Source organism: Burkholderia sp. HI2500, assembly GCF_002223055.1.
Taxonomy (GTDB): Bacteria; Pseudomonadota; Gammaproteobacteria; order Burkholderiales; family Burkholderiaceae; genus Burkholderia.
Map to the genome: position 1 here is coordinate 912,347 of NZ_NKFL01000004.1, position 15,214 is coordinate 927,560.

The 15,214-nt window shown below is 65.6% G+C and carries 27 protein-coding genes and 1 tRNA gene; 3 read left to right on the forward strand and 25 right to left on the reverse strand.

Going from position 1 to position 15,214, the window contains the following annotated elements; translation table 11 throughout:
* Window positions 1–53 precede the first annotated feature (53 nt).
* Window positions 54–230, forward strand: a complete 177-nt coding sequence (locus tag CFB45_RS38940; RefSeq protein ID WP_089425013.1) for a hypothetical protein — start codon at window positions 54–56, stop codon at window positions 228–230.
* A 19-nt stretch (window positions 231–249) separates the two neighbouring features.
* Here CFB45_RS38940 and CFB45_RS06910 read toward each other — a convergent pair whose 3' ends face one another.
* From CFB45_RS06910 to CFB45_RS06930, 6 genes are all read right to left on the reverse strand, one after another.
* Entirely contained in the window at window positions 250–1,614 is a 1,365-nt protein-coding gene (locus CFB45_RS06910; RefSeq protein WP_089425014.1) for an MATE family efflux transporter, read from the reverse strand.
* A 10-nt stretch (window positions 1,615–1,624) separates the two neighbouring features.
* On the reverse strand, window positions 1,625–1,948 hold the full coding sequence (locus tag CFB45_RS06915; protein WP_089425015.1) for a DUF2288 domain-containing protein: 324 nt from the start codon (window positions 1,946–1,948) through the stop codon (window positions 1,625–1,627).
* Window positions 1,949–2,024: 76 nt separating this feature from the next.
* A complete protein-coding gene (locus CFB45_RS06920) occupies window positions 2,025–3,662 on the reverse strand; it encodes an acyl-CoA synthetase (RefSeq protein ID WP_089425016.1) in 1,638 nt (545 codons plus the stop codon).
* 156 nt (window positions 3,663–3,818) lie between these two features.
* Window positions 3,819–3,965, reverse strand: a complete 147-nt coding sequence (locus CFB45_RS38945) for a hypothetical protein (RefSeq protein WP_174935323.1) — start codon at window positions 3,963–3,965, stop codon at window positions 3,819–3,821.
* A 68-nt stretch (window positions 3,966–4,033) separates the two neighbouring features.
* Window positions 4,034–4,735 (reverse strand): peptidoglycan DD-metalloendopeptidase family protein, encoded by a 702-nt coding sequence (locus CFB45_RS06925; protein WP_089425017.1) that lies wholly within the window; start codon window positions 4,733–4,735, stop codon window positions 4,034–4,036.
* A gap of 177 nt (window positions 4,736–4,912) precedes the next feature.
* The gene (locus CFB45_RS06930) at window positions 4,913–5,824 is read right to left on the reverse strand and encodes an aldose epimerase family protein (RefSeq protein ID WP_089425018.1); all 912 of its coding nucleotides are present in this window, start codon (window positions 5,822–5,824) and stop codon (window positions 4,913–4,915) included.
* A 478-nt stretch (window positions 5,825–6,302) separates the two neighbouring features.
* On the opposite strand from CFB45_RS06930, the gene CFB45_RS06935 reads away from it, so the two are divergent.
* Together CFB45_RS06935 and CFB45_RS06940 are read left to right on the forward strand one after the other, a co-directional pair.
* Window positions 6,303–7,133 carry an undecaprenyl-diphosphate phosphatase gene (locus CFB45_RS06935; RefSeq protein WP_039347620.1) on the forward strand — a complete coding sequence of 277 codons (831 nt, stop codon included), beginning with the start codon at window positions 6,303–6,305 and terminating at the stop codon, window positions 7,131–7,133.
* Between the two features lie 167 nt (window positions 7,134–7,300).
* Window positions 7,301–7,377: transfer RNA gene (locus CFB45_RS06940), tRNA-Arg, on the forward strand.
* 10 nt (window positions 7,378–7,387) lie between these two features.
* On the opposite strand, the gene CFB45_RS39355 is transcribed toward CFB45_RS06940, so the two are convergent.
* From CFB45_RS39355 to CFB45_RS07010, 19 genes are all read right to left on the reverse strand, one after another.
* Complete coding sequence (locus CFB45_RS39355; RefSeq protein ID WP_256978219.1) at window positions 7,388–8,452, reverse strand: tyrosine-type recombinase/integrase; 1,065 nt, start codon at window positions 8,450–8,452, stop codon at window positions 7,388–7,390.
* Window positions 8,353–8,706, reverse strand: coding sequence for a hypothetical protein (locus tag CFB45_RS39260; protein ID WP_218828868.1), 354 nt, complete (start codon window positions 8,704–8,706; stop codon window positions 8,353–8,355). The genes CFB45_RS39355 and CFB45_RS39260 overlap by 100 nt, the downstream gene beginning before the upstream one ends.
* Entirely contained in the window at window positions 8,703–9,035 is a 333-nt protein-coding gene (locus tag CFB45_RS06950; protein ID WP_089425020.1) for a DNA-binding protein, read from the reverse strand. The genes CFB45_RS39260 and CFB45_RS06950 overlap by 4 nt, the downstream gene beginning before the upstream one ends.
* Window positions 9,028–9,360: a hypothetical protein gene (locus CFB45_RS06955; RefSeq protein ID WP_089425021.1), complete on the reverse strand. Its 333-nt coding sequence runs from the start codon at window positions 9,358–9,360 to the stop codon at window positions 9,028–9,030. The genes CFB45_RS06950 and CFB45_RS06955 overlap by 8 nt, the downstream gene beginning before the upstream one ends.
* Window positions 9,357–9,620, reverse strand: a complete 264-nt coding sequence (locus CFB45_RS38205) for a hypothetical protein (RefSeq protein ID WP_144025168.1) — start codon at window positions 9,618–9,620, stop codon at window positions 9,357–9,359. The genes CFB45_RS06955 and CFB45_RS38205 overlap by 4 nt, the downstream gene beginning before the upstream one ends.
* Window positions 9,617–9,952 carry a Lar family restriction alleviation protein gene (locus tag CFB45_RS38210; RefSeq protein ID WP_179255042.1) on the reverse strand — a complete coding sequence of 112 codons (336 nt, stop codon included), beginning with the start codon at window positions 9,950–9,952 and terminating at the stop codon, window positions 9,617–9,619. Before CFB45_RS38210 ends, CFB45_RS38205 begins: the two co-directional genes overlap by 4 nt.
* Window positions 9,949–10,203, reverse strand: a complete 255-nt coding sequence (locus tag CFB45_RS06960; protein ID WP_089425022.1) for a hypothetical protein — start codon at window positions 10,201–10,203, stop codon at window positions 9,949–9,951. Before CFB45_RS06960 ends, CFB45_RS38210 begins: the two co-directional genes overlap by 4 nt.
* Complete coding sequence (locus CFB45_RS06965) at window positions 10,203–10,649, reverse strand: hypothetical protein (RefSeq protein WP_089425023.1); 447 nt, start codon at window positions 10,647–10,649, stop codon at window positions 10,203–10,205. Before CFB45_RS06965 ends, CFB45_RS06960 begins: the two co-directional genes overlap by 1 nt.
* Window positions 10,633–11,319, reverse strand: a complete 687-nt coding sequence (locus CFB45_RS06970) for a hypothetical protein (RefSeq protein ID WP_089425024.1) — start codon at window positions 11,317–11,319, stop codon at window positions 10,633–10,635. The genes CFB45_RS06965 and CFB45_RS06970 overlap by 17 nt, the downstream gene beginning before the upstream one ends.
* Before the next feature lie 26 nt (window positions 11,320–11,345).
* A complete protein-coding gene (locus tag CFB45_RS06975) occupies window positions 11,346–11,537 on the reverse strand; it encodes a hypothetical protein (protein WP_089425025.1) in 192 nt (63 codons plus the stop codon).
* A gap of 1 nt (window position 11,538) precedes the next feature.
* Complete coding sequence (locus CFB45_RS06980) at window positions 11,539–12,294, reverse strand: hypothetical protein (protein ID WP_089425026.1); 756 nt, start codon at window positions 12,292–12,294, stop codon at window positions 11,539–11,541.
* Window positions 12,287–12,778: an HNH endonuclease signature motif containing protein gene (locus tag CFB45_RS06985; RefSeq protein ID WP_089425027.1), complete on the reverse strand. Its 492-nt coding sequence runs from the start codon at window positions 12,776–12,778 to the stop codon at window positions 12,287–12,289. Before CFB45_RS06985 ends, CFB45_RS06980 begins: the two co-directional genes overlap by 8 nt.
* Window positions 12,771–13,658: a PD-(D/E)XK nuclease-like domain-containing protein gene (locus CFB45_RS06990; protein ID WP_089425028.1), complete on the reverse strand. Its 888-nt coding sequence runs from the start codon at window positions 13,656–13,658 to the stop codon at window positions 12,771–12,773. The genes CFB45_RS06985 and CFB45_RS06990 overlap by 8 nt, the downstream gene beginning before the upstream one ends.
* Window positions 13,658–13,795, reverse strand: coding sequence for a hypothetical protein (locus CFB45_RS38950; RefSeq protein WP_179255043.1), 138 nt, complete (start codon window positions 13,793–13,795; stop codon window positions 13,658–13,660). The genes CFB45_RS06990 and CFB45_RS38950 overlap by 1 nt, the downstream gene beginning before the upstream one ends.
* Complete coding sequence (locus CFB45_RS38955) at window positions 13,792–13,938, reverse strand: hypothetical protein (protein WP_179255044.1); 147 nt, start codon at window positions 13,936–13,938, stop codon at window positions 13,792–13,794. The genes CFB45_RS38950 and CFB45_RS38955 overlap by 4 nt, the downstream gene beginning before the upstream one ends.
* Window positions 13,938–14,264 (reverse strand): hypothetical protein, encoded by a 327-nt coding sequence (locus CFB45_RS06995; protein WP_089425029.1) that lies wholly within the window; start codon window positions 14,262–14,264, stop codon window positions 13,938–13,940. The genes CFB45_RS38955 and CFB45_RS06995 overlap by 1 nt, the downstream gene beginning before the upstream one ends.
* Window positions 14,261–14,545, reverse strand: a complete 285-nt coding sequence (locus tag CFB45_RS07000) for a hypothetical protein (protein WP_089425030.1) — start codon at window positions 14,543–14,545, stop codon at window positions 14,261–14,263. Before CFB45_RS07000 ends, CFB45_RS06995 begins: the two co-directional genes overlap by 4 nt.
* Window positions 14,546–14,683: 138 nt before the next feature.
* Entirely contained in the window at window positions 14,684–14,980 is a 297-nt protein-coding gene (locus CFB45_RS07005) for a hypothetical protein (RefSeq protein ID WP_089425031.1), read from the reverse strand.
* Between the two features lies 1 nt (window position 14,981).
* Window positions 14,982–15,197: a hypothetical protein gene (locus tag CFB45_RS07010; protein WP_089425032.1), complete on the reverse strand. Its 216-nt coding sequence runs from the start codon at window positions 15,195–15,197 to the stop codon at window positions 14,982–14,984.
* Window positions 15,198–15,214: the final 17 nt, after the last annotated feature.

Genomic DNA, 15,214 nt, shown 5'->3' on the forward strand with positions numbered 1-15,214 from the left:
CTCGGCGCGGTCCCGGCGTGCGATGGGCGCGCCGATTTCCGGAGCCCTACCTGATGACCCGTTTCATGCTGGCCGTGCTGGCCGCATCCTTGCTCGCCGGCTGTACCAGCGATCCGCATCAGGCCCGTCGCGGCCATCCGCCGGAAGATCCGGCCGACTATCACGGCGTGCCGACCGACATGACGCCGCCGTCGATGCTCGACGCGCCGCCGCCGAAACCCACGCAGTAACGGCTGGTTCGGCTCGCCGTCAGGCGCGGGCCACGGGCGTGTCGGCGCCGATGTGCCGCAACAGCGCCGGCAGGTAGCGCGCCAGCGTCGCGCCGCGCGCGGCCATGAACAGCAGCAGCGCGAACCAGAGGCCGTGATTGCCGAACGTGCCGACGGCGGCGAGCGTGGCCACGACGAAGATCGAGAACGACGCGACCATCGCACGCATCAGCGATTGCGTCTGCGTGGCGCCGATGAACACGCCGTCGAGCAGGAAGCCCCAGACCGACACGATCGGCGAAAGCGCGGCCCACGGCAGGTAGCGCAGCGCCGTTTCGCGGATCTCGGCCTGGTCGGTCAGGCGCGCGACGATCCAGCCGCCGGCGGCCCAGTACACGAGCGTGAACAGCAGCGCGCCGAGCGCAGACCAGAGCAGCGTGACGCGTACGGCCTGCCGGAACGCGCGGCGGTCGCGCGCGCCGGCCGCCGCGCCGACGAGCGCCTCGGCCGCATGTGCGAAGCCGTCGAGGCCGTACGCCATGAACGTCTGGAAATTCAGCAGCAGCGCGTTCGCCGCGAGCGTCGCATCGCCCTGTTTTGCACCGAGGTGCGCGAACCAGCCGAATGCGCCGAGCAGGCACAGCGTGCGCAGGAAGATGTCGCGATTGAGCACGATCAGCCGTTTGAGCGCGACGCGGTCGGCGAGTGCGCGCACCGCGATCGGCGCAAGGCCGCGCGGCCGCAGCCGCCACAGCATCCATGCGCCGAGCGCGAAACCGCATGCGTCCGCGGTGGCCGTCGCGGCGCCGATGCCGGCAATACCCCAGCCGAAGCCATACACGTAGAGCAGCACGGCGCCGATGTTCACCGCATTGATGAACACCTGTGCGACGAGCGCGAGCCGCACGCGCTGCATGCCGAGCAGGTAGCCGAGCACGACGTAGTTCGCGAGCGCGAACGGGGCGCTCCAGATTCGCGCGTGGCTGTAGGCGAGCGCCGTGGTGCGGACGGCGTCGCTGCCGCCGAGCGCGGACAGCGCAAATGACAGCAGCGGCACCTGCAGCGCCAGTACCGCGGCGCCGAGTGCGAGCGCGACGATCAACGCGCGCAGCAGGTTCAGGCGGATCCCGGCGGCGTCGCCGGCGCCATGCGCCTGCGCGACGAGGCCCGTCGTCCCCATCCGCAGGAAACCGAACCCCCAGAACACGAAATTGAAGAACAGCCCGCCGAGCGCGACGCCGCCCAGGTACTGCGTGCCGTCGAGGTGGCCCGCGACGGCCGTGTCGACGGCACCGAGGATCGGCTGGGTCAGGTTCGCGAGGACGATCGGGAACGCGAGCGCGAGGACGCGCCGATGCGTGACGGCGGCCGTGCCGGCCCCGTGCGGTAACGCGGCTTCGGACATGGCGGACGCGTCAGGCGCGTTCCTGCACGCAGACCCAAGGCGAGACGACGACCGCCCACAGCTCCGGGTTGCGCGCCGCGTAATCGGCAGCGGTTTCGGCCGGCATGCGTACGACGAGGCCCGCCGACAGCCAGCGCGTGACCTGCTCGGCATCGTCGTCGGCAACGGCTTCCGCGACGCTGACGAGATCGAGGTCGCGTGCCACGGACAGCAGCTTGCCCTGCGCGAAGAAGCGTTCGAGATCGCACCAGTCGATCTTGGCGGTTTCGCCGAGGAGTTTGGCGTAGAGCGGGCTGGGCGACGCGCCCGCGTCGGAGTGGTGATCAGAGGACATCGTTTTCTAGGAAAGACTGCGTGGTGGCGCCACTATAAACCATCCGGCCGGGCCGGCGGCACGGGGGGCGGCCGGCCTACGCGTCGCGCAGCGCGCGGCGCACGATCTTGCCGGTCGCGGTCATCGGCAGGCTGTCGACGAACGCGATCGCGCGCGGATACTCGTGCGCGGCGAGGCGCGTGCGCACATGTGCCTGCAGCGCCTGCACGAGCGCCTCGTCGCCGGTGTGGCCGGGATTCAGCACCACGAACGCCTTGACGATCTCGGTGCGCGTCGCGTCGGGCACGCCGACGACGGCGGCCATCCGCACCGCCGGATGCGTGAGCAGGCAGTCCTCGATCGGGCCCGGGCCAATCCGGTAGCCGGCGCTCGTGATCACGTCGTCGTCGCGGCCGACGAAGCGCACGAAACCGTCGGCGTCGATCGTGCCCGTGTCGCCGGTGAGCAGGTAGTCGCCGGCGAACTTGTCGCGCGTCGCGTCGGCGTTGCGCCAGTATTCGAGGAACATCACCGGATCGGGGCGGCGCACCGCGATGCGCCCTTCGACGCCGGGCGGCAGCGGCGTGCCGTCCGCGTCGACGATCGCGACCGCATGGCCGGGCACCGCCTTGCCGATCGCGCCGGGCTGCGCATCGAACAGCGCCGCGCACGACGACAGCACCATGTTGCACTCGGTCTGCCCGTAGAACTCGTTGATCGTCACGCCGAGCGCGTCGCGCCCCCAGGCCGTCAGCTCGGTGCCGAGCGATTCCCCGCCGCTCGCGACGGATTTCAGCGACAGCGCGTAGCGTTCGCGCGGTGCCGTGACGGTGCGCATCAGCTTCAGCGCGGTGGGCGGCAGGAATGCATGGGTGACACCGTGCCGCGCCATCAGCGCGAACGCCGCGTCGCCGTCGAATTTCTCGAAGCGGCGCGCAAGCACCGGCACGCCGTGATGCCACGACGGCAGCAGCACGTCGAGCAGGCCGCCGATCCATGCCCAGTCGGCGGGCGTCCAGAACAGGCGCGCGTCGCGCGGGAAGCACTGCTGCGACATCTCGACGCCCGGCAGGTGGCCCAGCAACACGCGATGCGCGTGCAGCGCGCCTTTGGGTTTGCCCGTCGTGCCGGACGTATAGATGATGACCGCCGGATCGTCGGCGGCCGTATCGGCCGGCACGAAGTCGGGTGTTTCGGCGGCGAGCGCCGCGTCGTAGCGCAGCACGCCCGGCTGATCGGGCTCATCGGGCGTATCGGGCGCATCGTCGCCGATGCAGTAGACGGTATGCAGTGCCGGCAGCCGGGCGCGCAGCGGCGCGATTTTCGCGTAGCCGGCCGCATCGGTGACGAGCGCAGCCGCCTCGCTGTTCGCGAGCCGGTATTCGAGCGCATCGACGCCGAACAACGTGAAGAGCGGCACCGCGATTGCGCCGAGCTTGTATGCGGCGAGGTGCGCGACGGCCGTTTCGGGGCCCTGCGCGAGAAAGATGCCGATCCGGTCGCCGCGCCGAAGGCCGGCGCGCGCAAAGCTGTTCGCGAGCCGGTTAGAAGCATTCTTCAAGTCGTCGAACGTGATCCGAAAAACGTCGCCTTGCGCCGTTTCATGGATCAGCGCGAGGCGTCCGCTGCCGTCCGCCCACTTGTCGCAGACATCCACGCCGATGTTGTAACGTGCCGGAACGTCCCACGCGAAGCGGGAGAGCAGGTCGTCGTAGTGGTCGGCGGCGGGCAGCATCGAGGTGTCTCCTGGGGGGGGCGAACGTGGCGTCGCGCGAGCGGCTTACATCAGGATTTCACGCAAACGAATCCACAATGGCGTCTGAGGGTAGGGAATCTTCGTACTCGTCCAATAGCCTCGGCTCAGTGCACGATTCCACAATGACGCATAAGATCACGAAAAAATCAGTGTGTGACCATGGATTTGCTTCTGATAGCTGCGGGGTTCAGCCTGATCGGAATCGGCGTACTGGTAGCGTTTGCCCGTCACGTCGATCCGTTGTCCGGCCGGTTCACCGGACGTCTGCGCAAGCGCTGACATCACCTTTCCCGGTTTTCACCGCGACGACACGCGATGCGTGCCGGCATCGCGTGTCGTCCATCGGGTGCTCAGCGCGCCGGCAGGTAGCGTGACGGGTCGATCGATCGGCCGCCGTAGCGCAACTCGAAATGCAGCGCGACGCGATCGCTGTCGCTGTTGCCCATCTCGGCGATCGATTGCCCTTGCGTGACCGACTGGCCTTCCTTCACCAGCAGCGCGCGGTTGTGCGCGTAGGCGGTCAGGTAGTCGGCGTTGTGCTTGAGGATGATCAGGTTGCCGTAGCCGCGCAGCCCGTTACCCGCATAGACCACCACACCGGGCGCAGCCGCGACCACCGGCGTGCCCGGCGAATTCGCGATGTCGATGCCCTTCGATTTCGAGCCGTCGAACGTGCGGACCACATTGCCGGCTGCCGGCCAGATCAGCGCGATGCTCGTGGCCGGCTTGACGGCCGATTCGACCGGCGCGGAAGGCGCGGGGCGGGCCCGGCCGGCACTGCCGGTGCCGGTGGTCGACGGCGTCGATGCCGTGGTCGTGCCGGGCGGCGGCGCGACGCGCAGCACCTGGCCGACTTCGATCGCATCGGGGTTCGTCATCTGGTTCCAGCGCACGATGCTCGATACCGACGTGCGGTTGTCGCGCGCGATCTTGTAGAGCGTATCGCCGCGTTCGACGCGATAGAACCCGGGGCCGACGGGCGCGGAGCCGCACGCGACGAGCAGGGCGGCGCAGGCGGCTGCGAAGAGTCGCTTCGTTGTTGTTCCGAACATTGAACCTCGCAAAACCCTGCCGCGCGTGACGCGGCAGGCAACACAAAACGTCCGATTTTAACGGGTTCGACCCGCGCACCGCAGTTTGGGCCCTTATCGGGGCTGCGGCGCGCCGGTTCCACGGGTTGCCTGAGGGCGTTTCAGCCTGCGTATCAAGCCTGTGTATCAGCCTGTGTATCAGCCGGCGAGCGGAAGGACGCGAATCCGCAGCGTGGCCGTTTCGGTCGCGCCCGGCGCGAGCAGGCGCAGCCCGAGGCCGTTGTGGATCGCATCCGGCAGGCCGAGCCACGGCTCGACGCAATAGAAGTCCGAATCCGGCTTTTCGGTCCAGGTCGTGACCGCGTACCACGGGATCGAGCCCGGCACGTCGAGCGCGATCTCGATCGTGCGGCGGCGGCCCGGCATCACGATGCGCACCGGTGTGGCCGGCACGCTGTCGAGGCAGTGGACGCGGTCGAGGATGTCCGGGTTGTCGAGGTGATAGCGGGCTTCGCCCGGCTCGGGCGTGCTGATCGAACCGTCGGCCTGCTGCGCGCAACGATGCGTGGGCGGCAGCTCGAGCGTGGTTTCGGCGCGTTCGCCGTGCGGCAGCGCGAAATAGAAATGGTGGCCGGCGTAGTAGGGCAGCGGCGTGTCGCCGCGATTGGTCGTCGTCAGCGCGACTTCGAGCGTGTGCGAGTCGGCCAGCCGGTAGGTCGTTTCGAACCGGAAGTCGAACGGGTAACTGGCGCGCAGCGCGTCGGTCGCGTCGAGCGTCATCGACAGCGCGGCGCCATCGGCCGACGGGTGCGCGGCGAACGGCAGGTCGCGCGCGAACCCGTGCATCGGCAGGTCGCGCACCACGCCGGCGGCGTCGCGCCAGCGGCCGAGTTCGCCGTCGACGCGGTGTCGGCCGAGGAACGGGAACAGCAGCGGGTTGCCGCCGCGCACGCGTGCGAGGTTGCTCCAGTCGGCCGTGTCCGGCCAGAAGATCACCGGTTCGCCGTCGACATCCCATGACAGCAGGCGGCCGCCGAATTGCGGAGCGACCCGGACGAGCGACGGGCCGGCGTGAAGTTCGTGAATGTCGTGTTGCTGGAAGGTCGGCATGGCGAATCGGGTTGGGCGGGTGGACGGGAACGGCGCGCTCCATTATCGGGCCGTGGCGGCTCGGGGAAAACCCTTCTCGGGAAATTGCGAGTTTTTAAGACCGTCATCGGTCGGGATAATGCCTCTAAACCGGTGATGTTGCCGGGTCATGACACTTCGTGGAGGGGGCCATGGATCTGGCAATGGCAATGGGTATCGCACTGTTCGGCATGTTCACCGGCAGCACGGTATTATTTTTCTATCAGCTCGGCCGCTGACGGCAATTCCTGCCGAAGTCGAAAGGCCCGCCATGCAAATGGCGGGCTTTTTGCTTTCTGAGTGCTTACAAATTGCAAGCGTTTGTGTGCATTGCCGCAATATCCAGCCAAATGCCTTGGCGCAGTAATCCTGGCTCGGCATAATCGGGGCGCGTTTTTACGGACGCGCATCGCGTCGTCCGCTTCTCTTTCCGCTTAATTTTCACTAAAAGGACCGACGCGTGAGTCTCTGGTTTCTGGTATTCCTGAGCGTCCTGCAGGGCGTCACCGAACTCTTCCCCGTCAGCAGCCTTGGCCATACGCTGCTCGTGCCGGCGCTGTTCGGCATGCACATCGACAAGCACGCCCCGCAACTGCTGCCGTTCCTCGTCGCGCTGCACCTCGGCACCGCGCTGGCGCTGCTGTGGTATTTCCGCGCGCGCTGGATCGCGTTGATCAGCGGCTTCTTCGCGCAGCTCGGCGGCCGCAAGAACGACGACGGGCACCTGATGTGGGCGCTCATCATCGGTACGATCCCGACCGGCATCGTCGGGCTGCTCCTCGAGAAGCGCATCGAACGCGTGTTCCACGACCTGCGGATCGTCGCGGTCGCGCTGATCGTGAACGGCGTGCTGCTGTGGCTCGGCGATCGCATCCAGCGCAGCCGCGCGCATCAGGCTCCGGAGAAGATGACGTTCAAGCAGGCGTTCTTCGTGGGTCTCGCGCAGATCGGTGCGCTGATTCCGGGCTTCTCGCGCAGCGGGCTGACGATGATCGCCGGTAACGCCGCGGGGCTGACGGCGGAGAAGGCTGCGGAATTCTCGTTCCTGCTCGGTACGCCGATCATTTTCGCGGCGGGGGTGCTCGAGCTGCCGAAGCTGTTCCATGCGCGCGACCAGCTCGCCGATGCGCTGCTCGGCGGCGTGCTGACGGCGATCGCCGCGTACCTGAGCGTGCGGTTCCTGATGCGCTACTTCGAAGGGCGTGGCCGGCTGGCTTCGTTCGGCGTGTATTGCGTGATCGCCGGTGTGTTCTGCCTTGGCTGGTTCATGCTGCATCCGCAGCCGGTTTGATGCTGCGAAGGTCGATCTCGCGTGATGTGGCGCGATGATCGGGTATAATTTCGGGCTTGGCTTCATGCCGGGCCCGTTTTGTTTCGGGGCTTCGAGTTGGTGGTTTTGCTGCCGCTTGAAGCCTTGCATCAAATGCAGCCCGCGCCGGCCGTGTCTTTTCTCCCCGACCGCCCTTAGCTCAGTTGGATAGAGCAACGGCCTTCTAAGCCGTAGGTCACACGTTCGAATCGTGTAGGGCGGGCCAGCTAGAAGCCTTATGCAGCAAGGGATTGCGCCGCTTCCGACAGCGGCGTTTTTTCTTCCTGCTCGACCGACATTGACAGAAACTTGACGTTGCCGGCGTGCTGAGCCAGATGGCTCGGCGCGAGGTGCGCGTACTTCTGCACCATGGCAACGGTCTCCCAGCCGCCCAGTTCCTTCAGCACCATCAACGGCGTCCCGCGCTGCACGTGCCAGCTCGCCCAGGTGTGCCGCAGATCATGCCAGTTGAAGTCGACCATCCCGGCCGCCTCGCATGCCCGCGCGAAGTCCCGCTTGTCGATCTGCCCGATCAGCTTGGGCGGCCCGTCGCCGCGTGTGTACCCACGCGTGAAAACGAGATCCGTCGCCGTCTGGGCCCGCCGCGCGAGGACGCTCATCGCGTCCTCGTTGAGCGGCACCGACCGCGCGCGCTTCGACTTCGCACCCTCGTGCGTGATCCACGCGTTGCACTGCGCGAGATCAAGCTGCGAGACGCGCAGGCCGAACAGCTCAGACTCGCGCATCCCGGTCGCCACGGCCACGATCGCCGCGTCGCGCATCCATGGCAGGCGCAACGCGTTGATCATCGCCATGATTACCGCCGGCGGCTCCCATCTCACCCGCACGTCGGGTTCCTCGAACCGCTGGAGCTTCGGCACACGATCGATCCATTCCCACTCGACGCACAGGTTCAGCATGCGCCGAATGGTGTTCATGTACCGATTTAGCGTGCCTGGTTCAAGCGGCCGCGCCGGCTTTCCCTTGATCAAGCGATGGGTCGGCAGCGCATTGAAGATGTCGTCGCCCGTGATGCTCTTGATCGATCGACCGACGAACTGCTCTCCCCAGTAGGTGATGTGCCGGAGCTTCCCAGCGTAGTCGCGTTGCCCCTCGCAGAGCTTCAGGAATCGCATGGCGGCCTCTTCGAAAATGCGGTCTGGCACTTCGCCGAGCTTGTCCTGCCGCCACAAATCAGCCTTCAGCCGGTCGTGGTATTCCTGCGCTGCCCGCTTGTCCTTTGTTTCAGCAGAGCGGCGAATTCTTTGGCCGCCTGGCGCGCTGACGTCGAGATACCAGATACCGGATTTTTTGTCTTTGCGGATTGGCATTCAGTTTCTCCCCCGACCCGCAGCGATAGCCGGGTCAGATTGTTGCGCCTTTCGGACATGCTGGCAAGCTGGGATGGCCAGACGCGCCAGACGCGCGATCCCGGCATCCGGAAGCCGATCTGTTTCCGCATTGCGAAAACCGTGCTGTAGGAAAGCTGCAGGCGGTCGGCGACCTGCTGCAGCGTGAGAGCGACTTCCGCCTGCTCGATGGGTGTATCTGTCATCGTGCCCTCGTGGACATAGCAAGCTCGACACGGCGGCTGATCTCGCGATCGTAGCCGGCGAGCGTGGATTTCAGGTTTGGTGCGAGACGCGGCCCGGCGGACGGCGTGTCGAGTGGCGCGCGCGGTGCGGCTACCGGTGTCAGCTCGTACGCCGTGTCCGTCGTGACGCGCCGATCGATCCGGATGCGGCCGGCGTAGAACAGCGTGTCGAGGAAGCACTGCACGAACGCCGTCGACGTCTGGAGTTCGGCCGCTATCTCGCGCGCGGTGTGCGTCCCGGTTGCGAGGACGCCGACCACGGCTGCGCTGTTGATGCGGCGGCTAGACATGGCCTTCCCCTTGTCGTTGTGCGAGGGCGGCGTCGATAACGTTGTCCAGATTTTCGCCGTATAGCGCGTTGACCCAACTGATCGGATGGCTTGGATGGCAATTGAAAACCATCGGCTCCCAGGAAAGTGCCGCATTCGAGTCGTCGCGCAGCCACCGATACCGCGCCGCATCCCGCCGATCCGCCTCTCGGGCTTCGAGTTCGGATAGGAGGGTGTCGATCAAATCGGCTTCTTCCGTGAAGCCGCCGTGCTTGCAGAGCGTATCCTCGATTCGCAGTCGGTCAGCGAACGCCGCCAGCGCTTTTATCTTCTCGATGTCGATCATGCTTTCACTCCAATGCGCGTCAAGTTGCGGATGGCGCGCTGAATGTTTTGCTTGCGCCAACCGGGCATCAAGAGGCGCTCCGACCGATAGCCGTCTTGCCATTCCTCACCGCATCCAGCGCAGGTTACGGTCGCGCCATACCATTCGAAATATCGAATAAACATGCGGCGCGGACGCTCGCAAGTCGGACAGAAGTCGACTTGGCAGCGCTCCTCAATCGGCTCAGGAGCGTGTATGTGCACGAAGTTTTCAGCGCTCATCCCTTCTCTCCATTGGGAGCGGTCTTGAAAGCCGCATCAATGGCGTCGATCAGTTCAGCCGCCAAGCTCAGTGAATTGTTTCTCGACATCGACTGATCAACCACGCATTGCAAATAGTCACGCACATCCTCGATGATCGAATCCCTGTCGGGCGTGGCGCGGCTGTTCCATTTGGCGATCGCCGATTCAATGGACGTGTGACCACCGGCGCAAGGCAAGATGCATCCCGGCGTCTGACAAGCTACGTACCACCAGGCGTCAGGATCTAACTCTTCGGCCACGTATGGCTGTTTGCCGCAGAACGGGCACGGCTTCAGAATCGGTTCAGTCATTGGCCTTCTCCCACACGAACCCATCCCTTTCCGGTCGCTTTGATATGCCCGGCTTTGCGCAGCGCCTGGAGACGACGATCAAGAACGCGCCAGTCGTCGACGCCGTAGCGCGAGCGCTTCGTGCCTGCTTCCTTGGCGTGTCGGCCGCATTCGTCCATGAGTGCGCGACAGCCGCGCAGTTGAGTGAAAGAGACGGGCGCCTCGCCGATCTGCGCGAGAATCAGGGAGTCGAGTTTTTCGTATTTGGTCATTAGCCTTCTCCTGCGCTGGATACTTCGAACAGATCGCCGATCGCCTTCCGCGCGCGGCGCGTCGCGGCCGCGTTCGTGCGGTGATGCTCGGCGTCATAGGCGAGGTGGCAGCGCTGGCACAGCGCCTTCAGGTTGTCGTCGTCGCAGTGCTCGGGAACATGGTCGAGATGCGCGATCGTGAGGACGACCTTCGTCCAGTGGCCGTTGCTGCTGTACTCGGACGCCTTGCAAACGCCCAGCATCTTGCCGTCGATCGCGTCGAATACCTCGCCATCGCCAATGAATCGCTGGAATGTTCCCGCATCCTTTCCGGTCCCGCGAGTGATAACATCGCCGTTCGCGACGTGGCATTGCTCGCAGCGGTTGCCGGCCCGCACGAGAATGCGCGCGCGGATATCGGGCCAGTTAGCCGGATAGCGGCCGCGGTTCTCAGGCTTGATCTGCATGGCCTTCTCCTGCGCGGGCGGCGTCGATGGCTGCGTCAAGGCGATCGTCAGCCGGACAATCGGTGCCGAGTTGAATGCGGGACTTGCTGCCAGCCACGACGAACAGCGACGATTCATGCCAGTACTGCTTCCGCAACCAGCGATAGCGCTCGGCGTCGATCTCGTCATTGTCCGTAGGAGTTTCGCTTGGCACGTTTTCGCGAAGCAGATCAGCCGCTCGATTAAATGCGCGCTGCATCTGTGGCCGTTGGGATGCCTGCTTCTCGGGATCACCCTCAACGCAGTACTCGACCATCGCCCACGACAGCCGGTCGGTAGATACGATGTTGGCAAACGGGCGCAGTGCTCGGCGAAGCGCATCGTTCTCGGCTGCGAGAGCGTGATTTGCCGCGCGCAACATCCGAGCATCGGCTGTCGTGCACCCTTCGTCGTCCGTCACCTCGACGCGCGGCAACGGCATGCCCTCCTGTCCGCTCGGCTCGACACGCGGCTTGCCGTTCTCGCGCTCGTAGAACGCGAGTCGCAGATGCTTGTCGAGCGTGTCGAGCGTCGTGTTGTCGCCGAGCCATTCGATGCGCACGCTGCAGCCGTAGTCGCGCTTGTCGCCCTTGAATTCTTCGACGGGCGTTACCTTCTTGACCTTCACGAGCTTCTGTTCGAGGGAAAGCATGGCTTCTCCTGTGGGTGGTGATGTGGTTACTGCTTCTGCGGGGCGACGCGGCCGGCGTAGTGGCGCACGCGCTTCTCGATGGCGGCCGGCACGGTGAGCACTTGGCCGTCGTCGAACGCGGTGAACAGCGGGCGGAACAGCTCGCGATCGACGGGGCTGATGGTCGTGTCGTGCCGGATGCGCGCGACGAGACGGTGGAGGTCAGAGGACGTGCGCATATCAGGCGCCGAGCAGCGCCTCGCGGCGGCGGTTGTACGCTTCGGTAAGGCGCCCGAGGACGTCGGCCGGGTAGTCGCGGAACTCGTCGATGCGCACATCGAGCGTGTCGACGTCTGTGCATTCTTCGAGGCGCGCGAGCGCGGCCGCTTCATCGTCGCTCGGGCCGTCGGCCGGCTGCTGGTCGGCCGGCTTTCGCGTTGCCGCGGCGCGCAGCTCGCGCGCGCGCGCGTTGTACGCGTCCTGCGCGGCCTGTGCCTGATCGCCCGGCGGCAGCTTCATCGCGAGCACCTTCGCGGCGTTCATGCCGTTGCGATCGGTGGCAGCCGCGATCGCCTTCAGCACGTCGTCGAGGCGCACGACCTCGAGCGGCAGCACCGTGTGCAGCGCCTTCTTGCCCTTCGTCGCGGTCAGCGAAAGCGAGATCTCGCGCTCGATGTCGCTCAGGTGGCTGATGCGGATGCCGCCCACGACCATGCCGCCGAAGCGCACTGCCTGGTCGTTGTAGAGCGTCATCGACTTGCCGGTCCAATTGCGGCCGTCCTCGCCCCACGCGAAGATCAACAGCTTGCGCATGGTCTTGCACGGCTTGTACGGCCGGCCCTCGTCGTTCTCGTAATGCAGGATCACGGGCTGATCCTCGCTGCCCATGCGCACATCGGTCACGGTGATGGTCATGTCGCCGGCCAGCAGCTGCTCTGCGTTCAGCTGGTCGGATTTCGGCACGATGGTGCCGCGGAGGTCGGTGATGTCAGACATGGTTTTCTCCTTCGGATTTCTTGAAAGCGGCCCGCGCGGCGACTGCTGACGCCTTATCGGAATAGCCGCCCAAACTGATTTTTCGGCCGTTTCGGTACGCATATGCGTACCAGCGTGAGCGCTGCTCGAAGACGCCGAACTCACCGCACTTCGAGTCCTTACGCACCCTCGTGCGATTTGCGCCGTTGCCCTTCGCATCGACGTCGCGCAGGTTGGAAATGCGGTTATTGAGCCGGTCTCCGTCGATATGATCGATCATCCCTTTCGGCCATTCGCCATGGATCAGCAGCCAGATCAGCCGGTGCGATGCGTACAGCACGCCATCGACCTTCACATGGCGGTAGCCGTTGGCTTCAACGCGTCCTGCAGGCTTTCCGATCACGTGCGCCTTGTTCTTGGCGGCCGACTTCCAGATCAATTGCCCGGTGTTGGCGTCGTACGTGAGACGTTCTGCGACGCGCTCACGAGTGATGGATCTACACATAGGAAATTTCCACCTCTTGCGACGTGAACGCGTAAGGGGGCAGGTCGATCTGCGTGCTCTTGTCCGAGTAGCCGGGCCAGCGCTTCAGGCGCACGCATTCCTCGTACAGGTCGAGCAGCCGGCGGCACTCCATGAATCCTTCCTCGCGGCTTTCGGGTCCGAGCGTGTACGACGCGGCCGCGTAGGGCCACTCGGTCTCGACGGCGATGAACGTGAATTTCTCGACGGTGACGCCGGCCGCTGCGCTGTAGCCGGCCGAGTAGAACGCGTCCTGCACGTGGTAGCGCTTGCGCGCGATCTGGCGGCGGAACTCGTCGGCGGCCGCGCAGCTGAACGTCTTCAGGTCGAGCAGCTCGACCGACTTGCGCGACAGCGCATGCACCCAGTCCGGCCGGCAGCGGCATTCGACGCCGGTCATTTCGTCCGTCCAGAACGCCGACACCTCGGCCCGGCCCTGCGACAGCGCGTCCTGAATCTCCGGCAGCGCGCGCACGGATTCCGCCTGGCGCATCGCGACGTCGTACTGCTCGACCGTGATCACGCGCTTGTCGCCGCATGCGTCGAGGAATTCGCGCCACCATTCCATCGCCGCGACGCTGTCGGGCGACGGCTTCTTTGCGTTCCACTGCGCGTCCGTCGGCTTGCGCGGCGCGCCCTTCGGTGCCCAGACGTAGCGCGCGTCGAACTGGTCGGGCTCGAACACTGCGCAGTGCGCGAGGTGCCCTTCGAGCTGGCCGGCCTTCTCGACGCGCGGCGGCCGCAGCGGATTGCGATGCCGGCTGTAGAAGTGGAACGGCGACAGCGCGAGGTCATCGAGTTGCGACTTCGAGACGGACGGCAGCGCGTGATACGCGTCGATCGACAGGTTGTAGTCGAGCATCACGCCCCCCACACGCCGCGCACAACAGGCGCTTCGAACAGCTGCGGCAACACGAGCCATGCGAACAGGAACAGGATCGCGCCGAGCACAGCCCAAATCGACACGATCTCGACCACATTGCGAATCAGGCGCTTCACATTGCACCTCCAGCACGCAGCGCGACGGCGAGCCACCAGAAGGCACCGATGCATGCACCTGCGCCAACGGCCGAGCCGATCTGGATCGACAGGTGCACTCGCTCGCACGCGCGGTAGAGGTCGTTGTCGTTTGCGGTGCGCATCACAGACCCTCCCCGCAGGCGCGGAAGTGCCGCACCGGCTCCGGCGCAGCCTCTGGCGCCTGCGTGGCGAGCGCGATAGCGGCGTCGATGTCATCCATCACCGCGAAAATCGGATCGTCGCCCGGGATATCGGTCACCATGCCGACGTAGCGGCGTGCCTTGGTGATCAGGTCGAGCAATTTCGGCGCAGCGGCAAACAACCGCGCGTATTCCGTGCCGTGCGGGTTCATCGAGCAGTCGGCAACCTGATGCGTCGTGTCGCCGCGGCGTTCGCTGACGAAAGGTCCGTAGGCTTCGAGCTCGGGCGTGTGCTTGATCTCGTTCATGCCGCACCTCGCGCGCGGAGCATGGCGTCGGCCAGAAGGTATGCCTCCTTCGCGGCCGACTCGAATTTGCACTCACCATCGAGCACTGCATGGTCCGGGTTCGCGCAGAACCCCTGCATCGCCTTCGCTGCGAAGTAGTCGCGGAGCGACATGCCGTTCGCGCCCTGGTGCATCGTGTCGCCGTCATCGGCGATGTACGTCTTCGTGGTGGACGGAAACGCCGGGCCGCCGTTGCTGATCTGGTGCGCCTCGCGATAGAGGCGGTTTTCGCTCTTGTCCATGTGGTCCCTCTGGGTGGTACGCGGCTCAGCCGCGGTGGTGATCGTCGTCGTTGACGCGTGCGATTGCGCGCACGATCACGACAGCGGCGAGGATCAGCAGCGCAGCGGCGCCGATCAGGAGGCGGGTGGTGGTCACGCTCAATACCCCTTGCGCCGCGCGATGCCCTCGGCGGCCGCGTTGAACGCGTCTTCGAAGAGGATTTCGAGCAGGTAGACGAAGTGGGCGTGGTCGCTCTTGTCGAGGAAGGCGTTCATCACCTTCGCGCGGAAGCCAGCCGGCAGCTCGGCCATCGCGTTGATCACGTCGTCGATCTCTACTTCGGCCGACGCGCGCTCGAACGCTGCTTGTTCGGCGTCGATCGCGTCGTCGTATTCGCGCTTGGCGCGATCCGACCAGAAGTCGGCCGCGCGTTCGGTGGTGGCGGGATGGAGCATTTCAGCCGCCCACGCGCACGAACGAACCGGCGGAGAAAACCTCGCCCGTCGCGTCGAACAGCTCGCGGCACATCGCGTTCTGCAGGCGCGCGCCGCTGTCGGTGAACGCGACGGCCAGACGCGCGCCGTTCGCGAGGATTCGTTGCTTCAGCTCGAACGCGAATACGTCGGCAGCCGACGGCAGCGCGCGCGGGGTAATCGGGTGGGGGTGGAGCATGGTTGCCTCGGTGTCGG

What these genes read in the sequence shown, in the direction of transcription:
- CFB45_RS06925 (WP_089425017.1), bottom strand. Translation starts at nt 4,735, where the DNA reads ATGTTCGGAACAACAACGAAGCGACTCTTCGCAGCCGCCTGCGCCGCC.
- CFB45_RS06960 (WP_089425022.1), bottom strand. Translation starts at nt 10,203, where the DNA reads ATGACCAAATACGAAAAACTCGACTCCCTGATTCTCGCGCAGATCGGC.
- CFB45_RS06920 (WP_089425016.1), bottom strand. Translation starts at nt 3,662, where the DNA reads ATGCTGCCCGCCGCCGACCACTACGACGACCTGCTCTCCCGCTTCGCG.
- CFB45_RS38955 (WP_179255044.1), bottom strand. Translation starts at nt 13,938, where the DNA reads ATGCGCACCGCAAACGACAACGACCTCTACCGCGCGTGCGAGCGAGTG.
- CFB45_RS06985 (WP_089425027.1), bottom strand. Translation starts at nt 12,778, where the DNA reads ATGTGTAGATCCATCACTCGTGAGCGCGTCGCAGAACGTCTCACGTAC.
- CFB45_RS06980 (WP_089425026.1), bottom strand. Translation starts at nt 12,294, where the DNA reads ATGTCTGACATCACCGACCTCCGCGGCACCATCGTGCCGAAATCCGAC.
- CFB45_RS38210 (WP_179255042.1), bottom strand. Translation starts at nt 9,952, where the DNA reads ATGACTGAACCGATTCTGAAGCCGTGCCCGTTCTGCGGCAAACAGCCA.
- CFB45_RS38945 (WP_174935323.1), bottom strand. Translation starts at nt 3,965, where the DNA reads ATGTCAGCGCTTGCGCAGACGTCCGGTGAACCGGCCGGACAACGGATC.
- CFB45_RS07005 (WP_089425031.1), bottom strand. Translation starts at nt 14,980, where the DNA reads ATGCTCCATCCCGCCACCACCGAACGCGCGGCCGACTTCTGGTCGGAT.
- CFB45_RS06975 (WP_089425025.1), bottom strand. Translation starts at nt 11,537, where the DNA reads ATGCGCACGTCCTCTGACCTCCACCGTCTCGTCGCGCGCATCCGGCAC.
- CFB45_RS06970 (WP_089425024.1), bottom strand. Translation starts at nt 11,319, where the DNA reads ATGCTTTCCCTCGAACAGAAGCTCGTGAAGGTCAAGAAGGTAACGCCC.
- CFB45_RS38940 (WP_089425013.1), top strand. Translation starts at nt 54, where the DNA reads ATGACCCGTTTCATGCTGGCCGTGCTGGCCGCATCCTTGCTCGCCGGC.
- CFB45_RS39260 (WP_218828868.1), bottom strand. Translation starts at nt 8,706, where the DNA reads ATGACAGATACACCCATCGAGCAGGCGGAAGTCGCTCTCACGCTGCAG.
- CFB45_RS06910 (WP_089425014.1), bottom strand. Translation starts at nt 1,614, where the DNA reads ATGTCCGAAGCCGCGTTACCGCACGGGGCCGGCACGGCCGCCGTCACG.
- CFB45_RS07000 (WP_089425030.1), bottom strand. Translation starts at nt 14,545, where the DNA reads ATGGACAAGAGCGAAAACCGCCTCTATCGCGAGGCGCACCAGATCAGC.
- CFB45_RS07010 (WP_089425032.1), bottom strand. Translation starts at nt 15,197, where the DNA reads ATGCTCCACCCCCACCCGATTACCCCGCGCGCGCTGCCGTCGGCTGCC.
- CFB45_RS38205 (WP_144025168.1), bottom strand. Translation starts at nt 9,620, where the DNA reads ATGAGCGCTGAAAACTTCGTGCACATACACGCTCCTGAGCCGATTGAG.
- CFB45_RS06915 (WP_089425015.1), bottom strand. Translation starts at nt 1,948, where the DNA reads ATGTCCTCTGATCACCACTCCGACGCGGGCGCGTCGCCCAGCCCGCTC.
- CFB45_RS06965 (WP_089425023.1), bottom strand. Translation starts at nt 10,649, where the DNA reads ATGCAGATCAAGCCTGAGAACCGCGGCCGCTATCCGGCTAACTGGCCC.
- CFB45_RS06955 (WP_089425021.1), bottom strand. Translation starts at nt 9,360, where the DNA reads ATGATCGACATCGAGAAGATAAAAGCGCTGGCGGCGTTCGCTGACCGA.
- CFB45_RS06990 (WP_089425028.1), bottom strand. Translation starts at nt 13,658, where the DNA reads ATGCTCGACTACAACCTGTCGATCGACGCGTATCACGCGCTGCCGTCC.
- CFB45_RS06930 (WP_089425018.1), bottom strand. Translation starts at nt 5,824, where the DNA reads ATGCCGACCTTCCAGCAACACGACATTCACGAACTTCACGCCGGCCCG.
- CFB45_RS06995 (WP_089425029.1), bottom strand. Translation starts at nt 14,264, where the DNA reads ATGAACGAGATCAAGCACACGCCCGAGCTCGAAGCCTACGGACCTTTC.
- CFB45_RS06950 (WP_089425020.1), bottom strand. Translation starts at nt 9,035, where the DNA reads ATGTCTAGCCGCCGCATCAACAGCGCAGCCGTGGTCGGCGTCCTCGCA.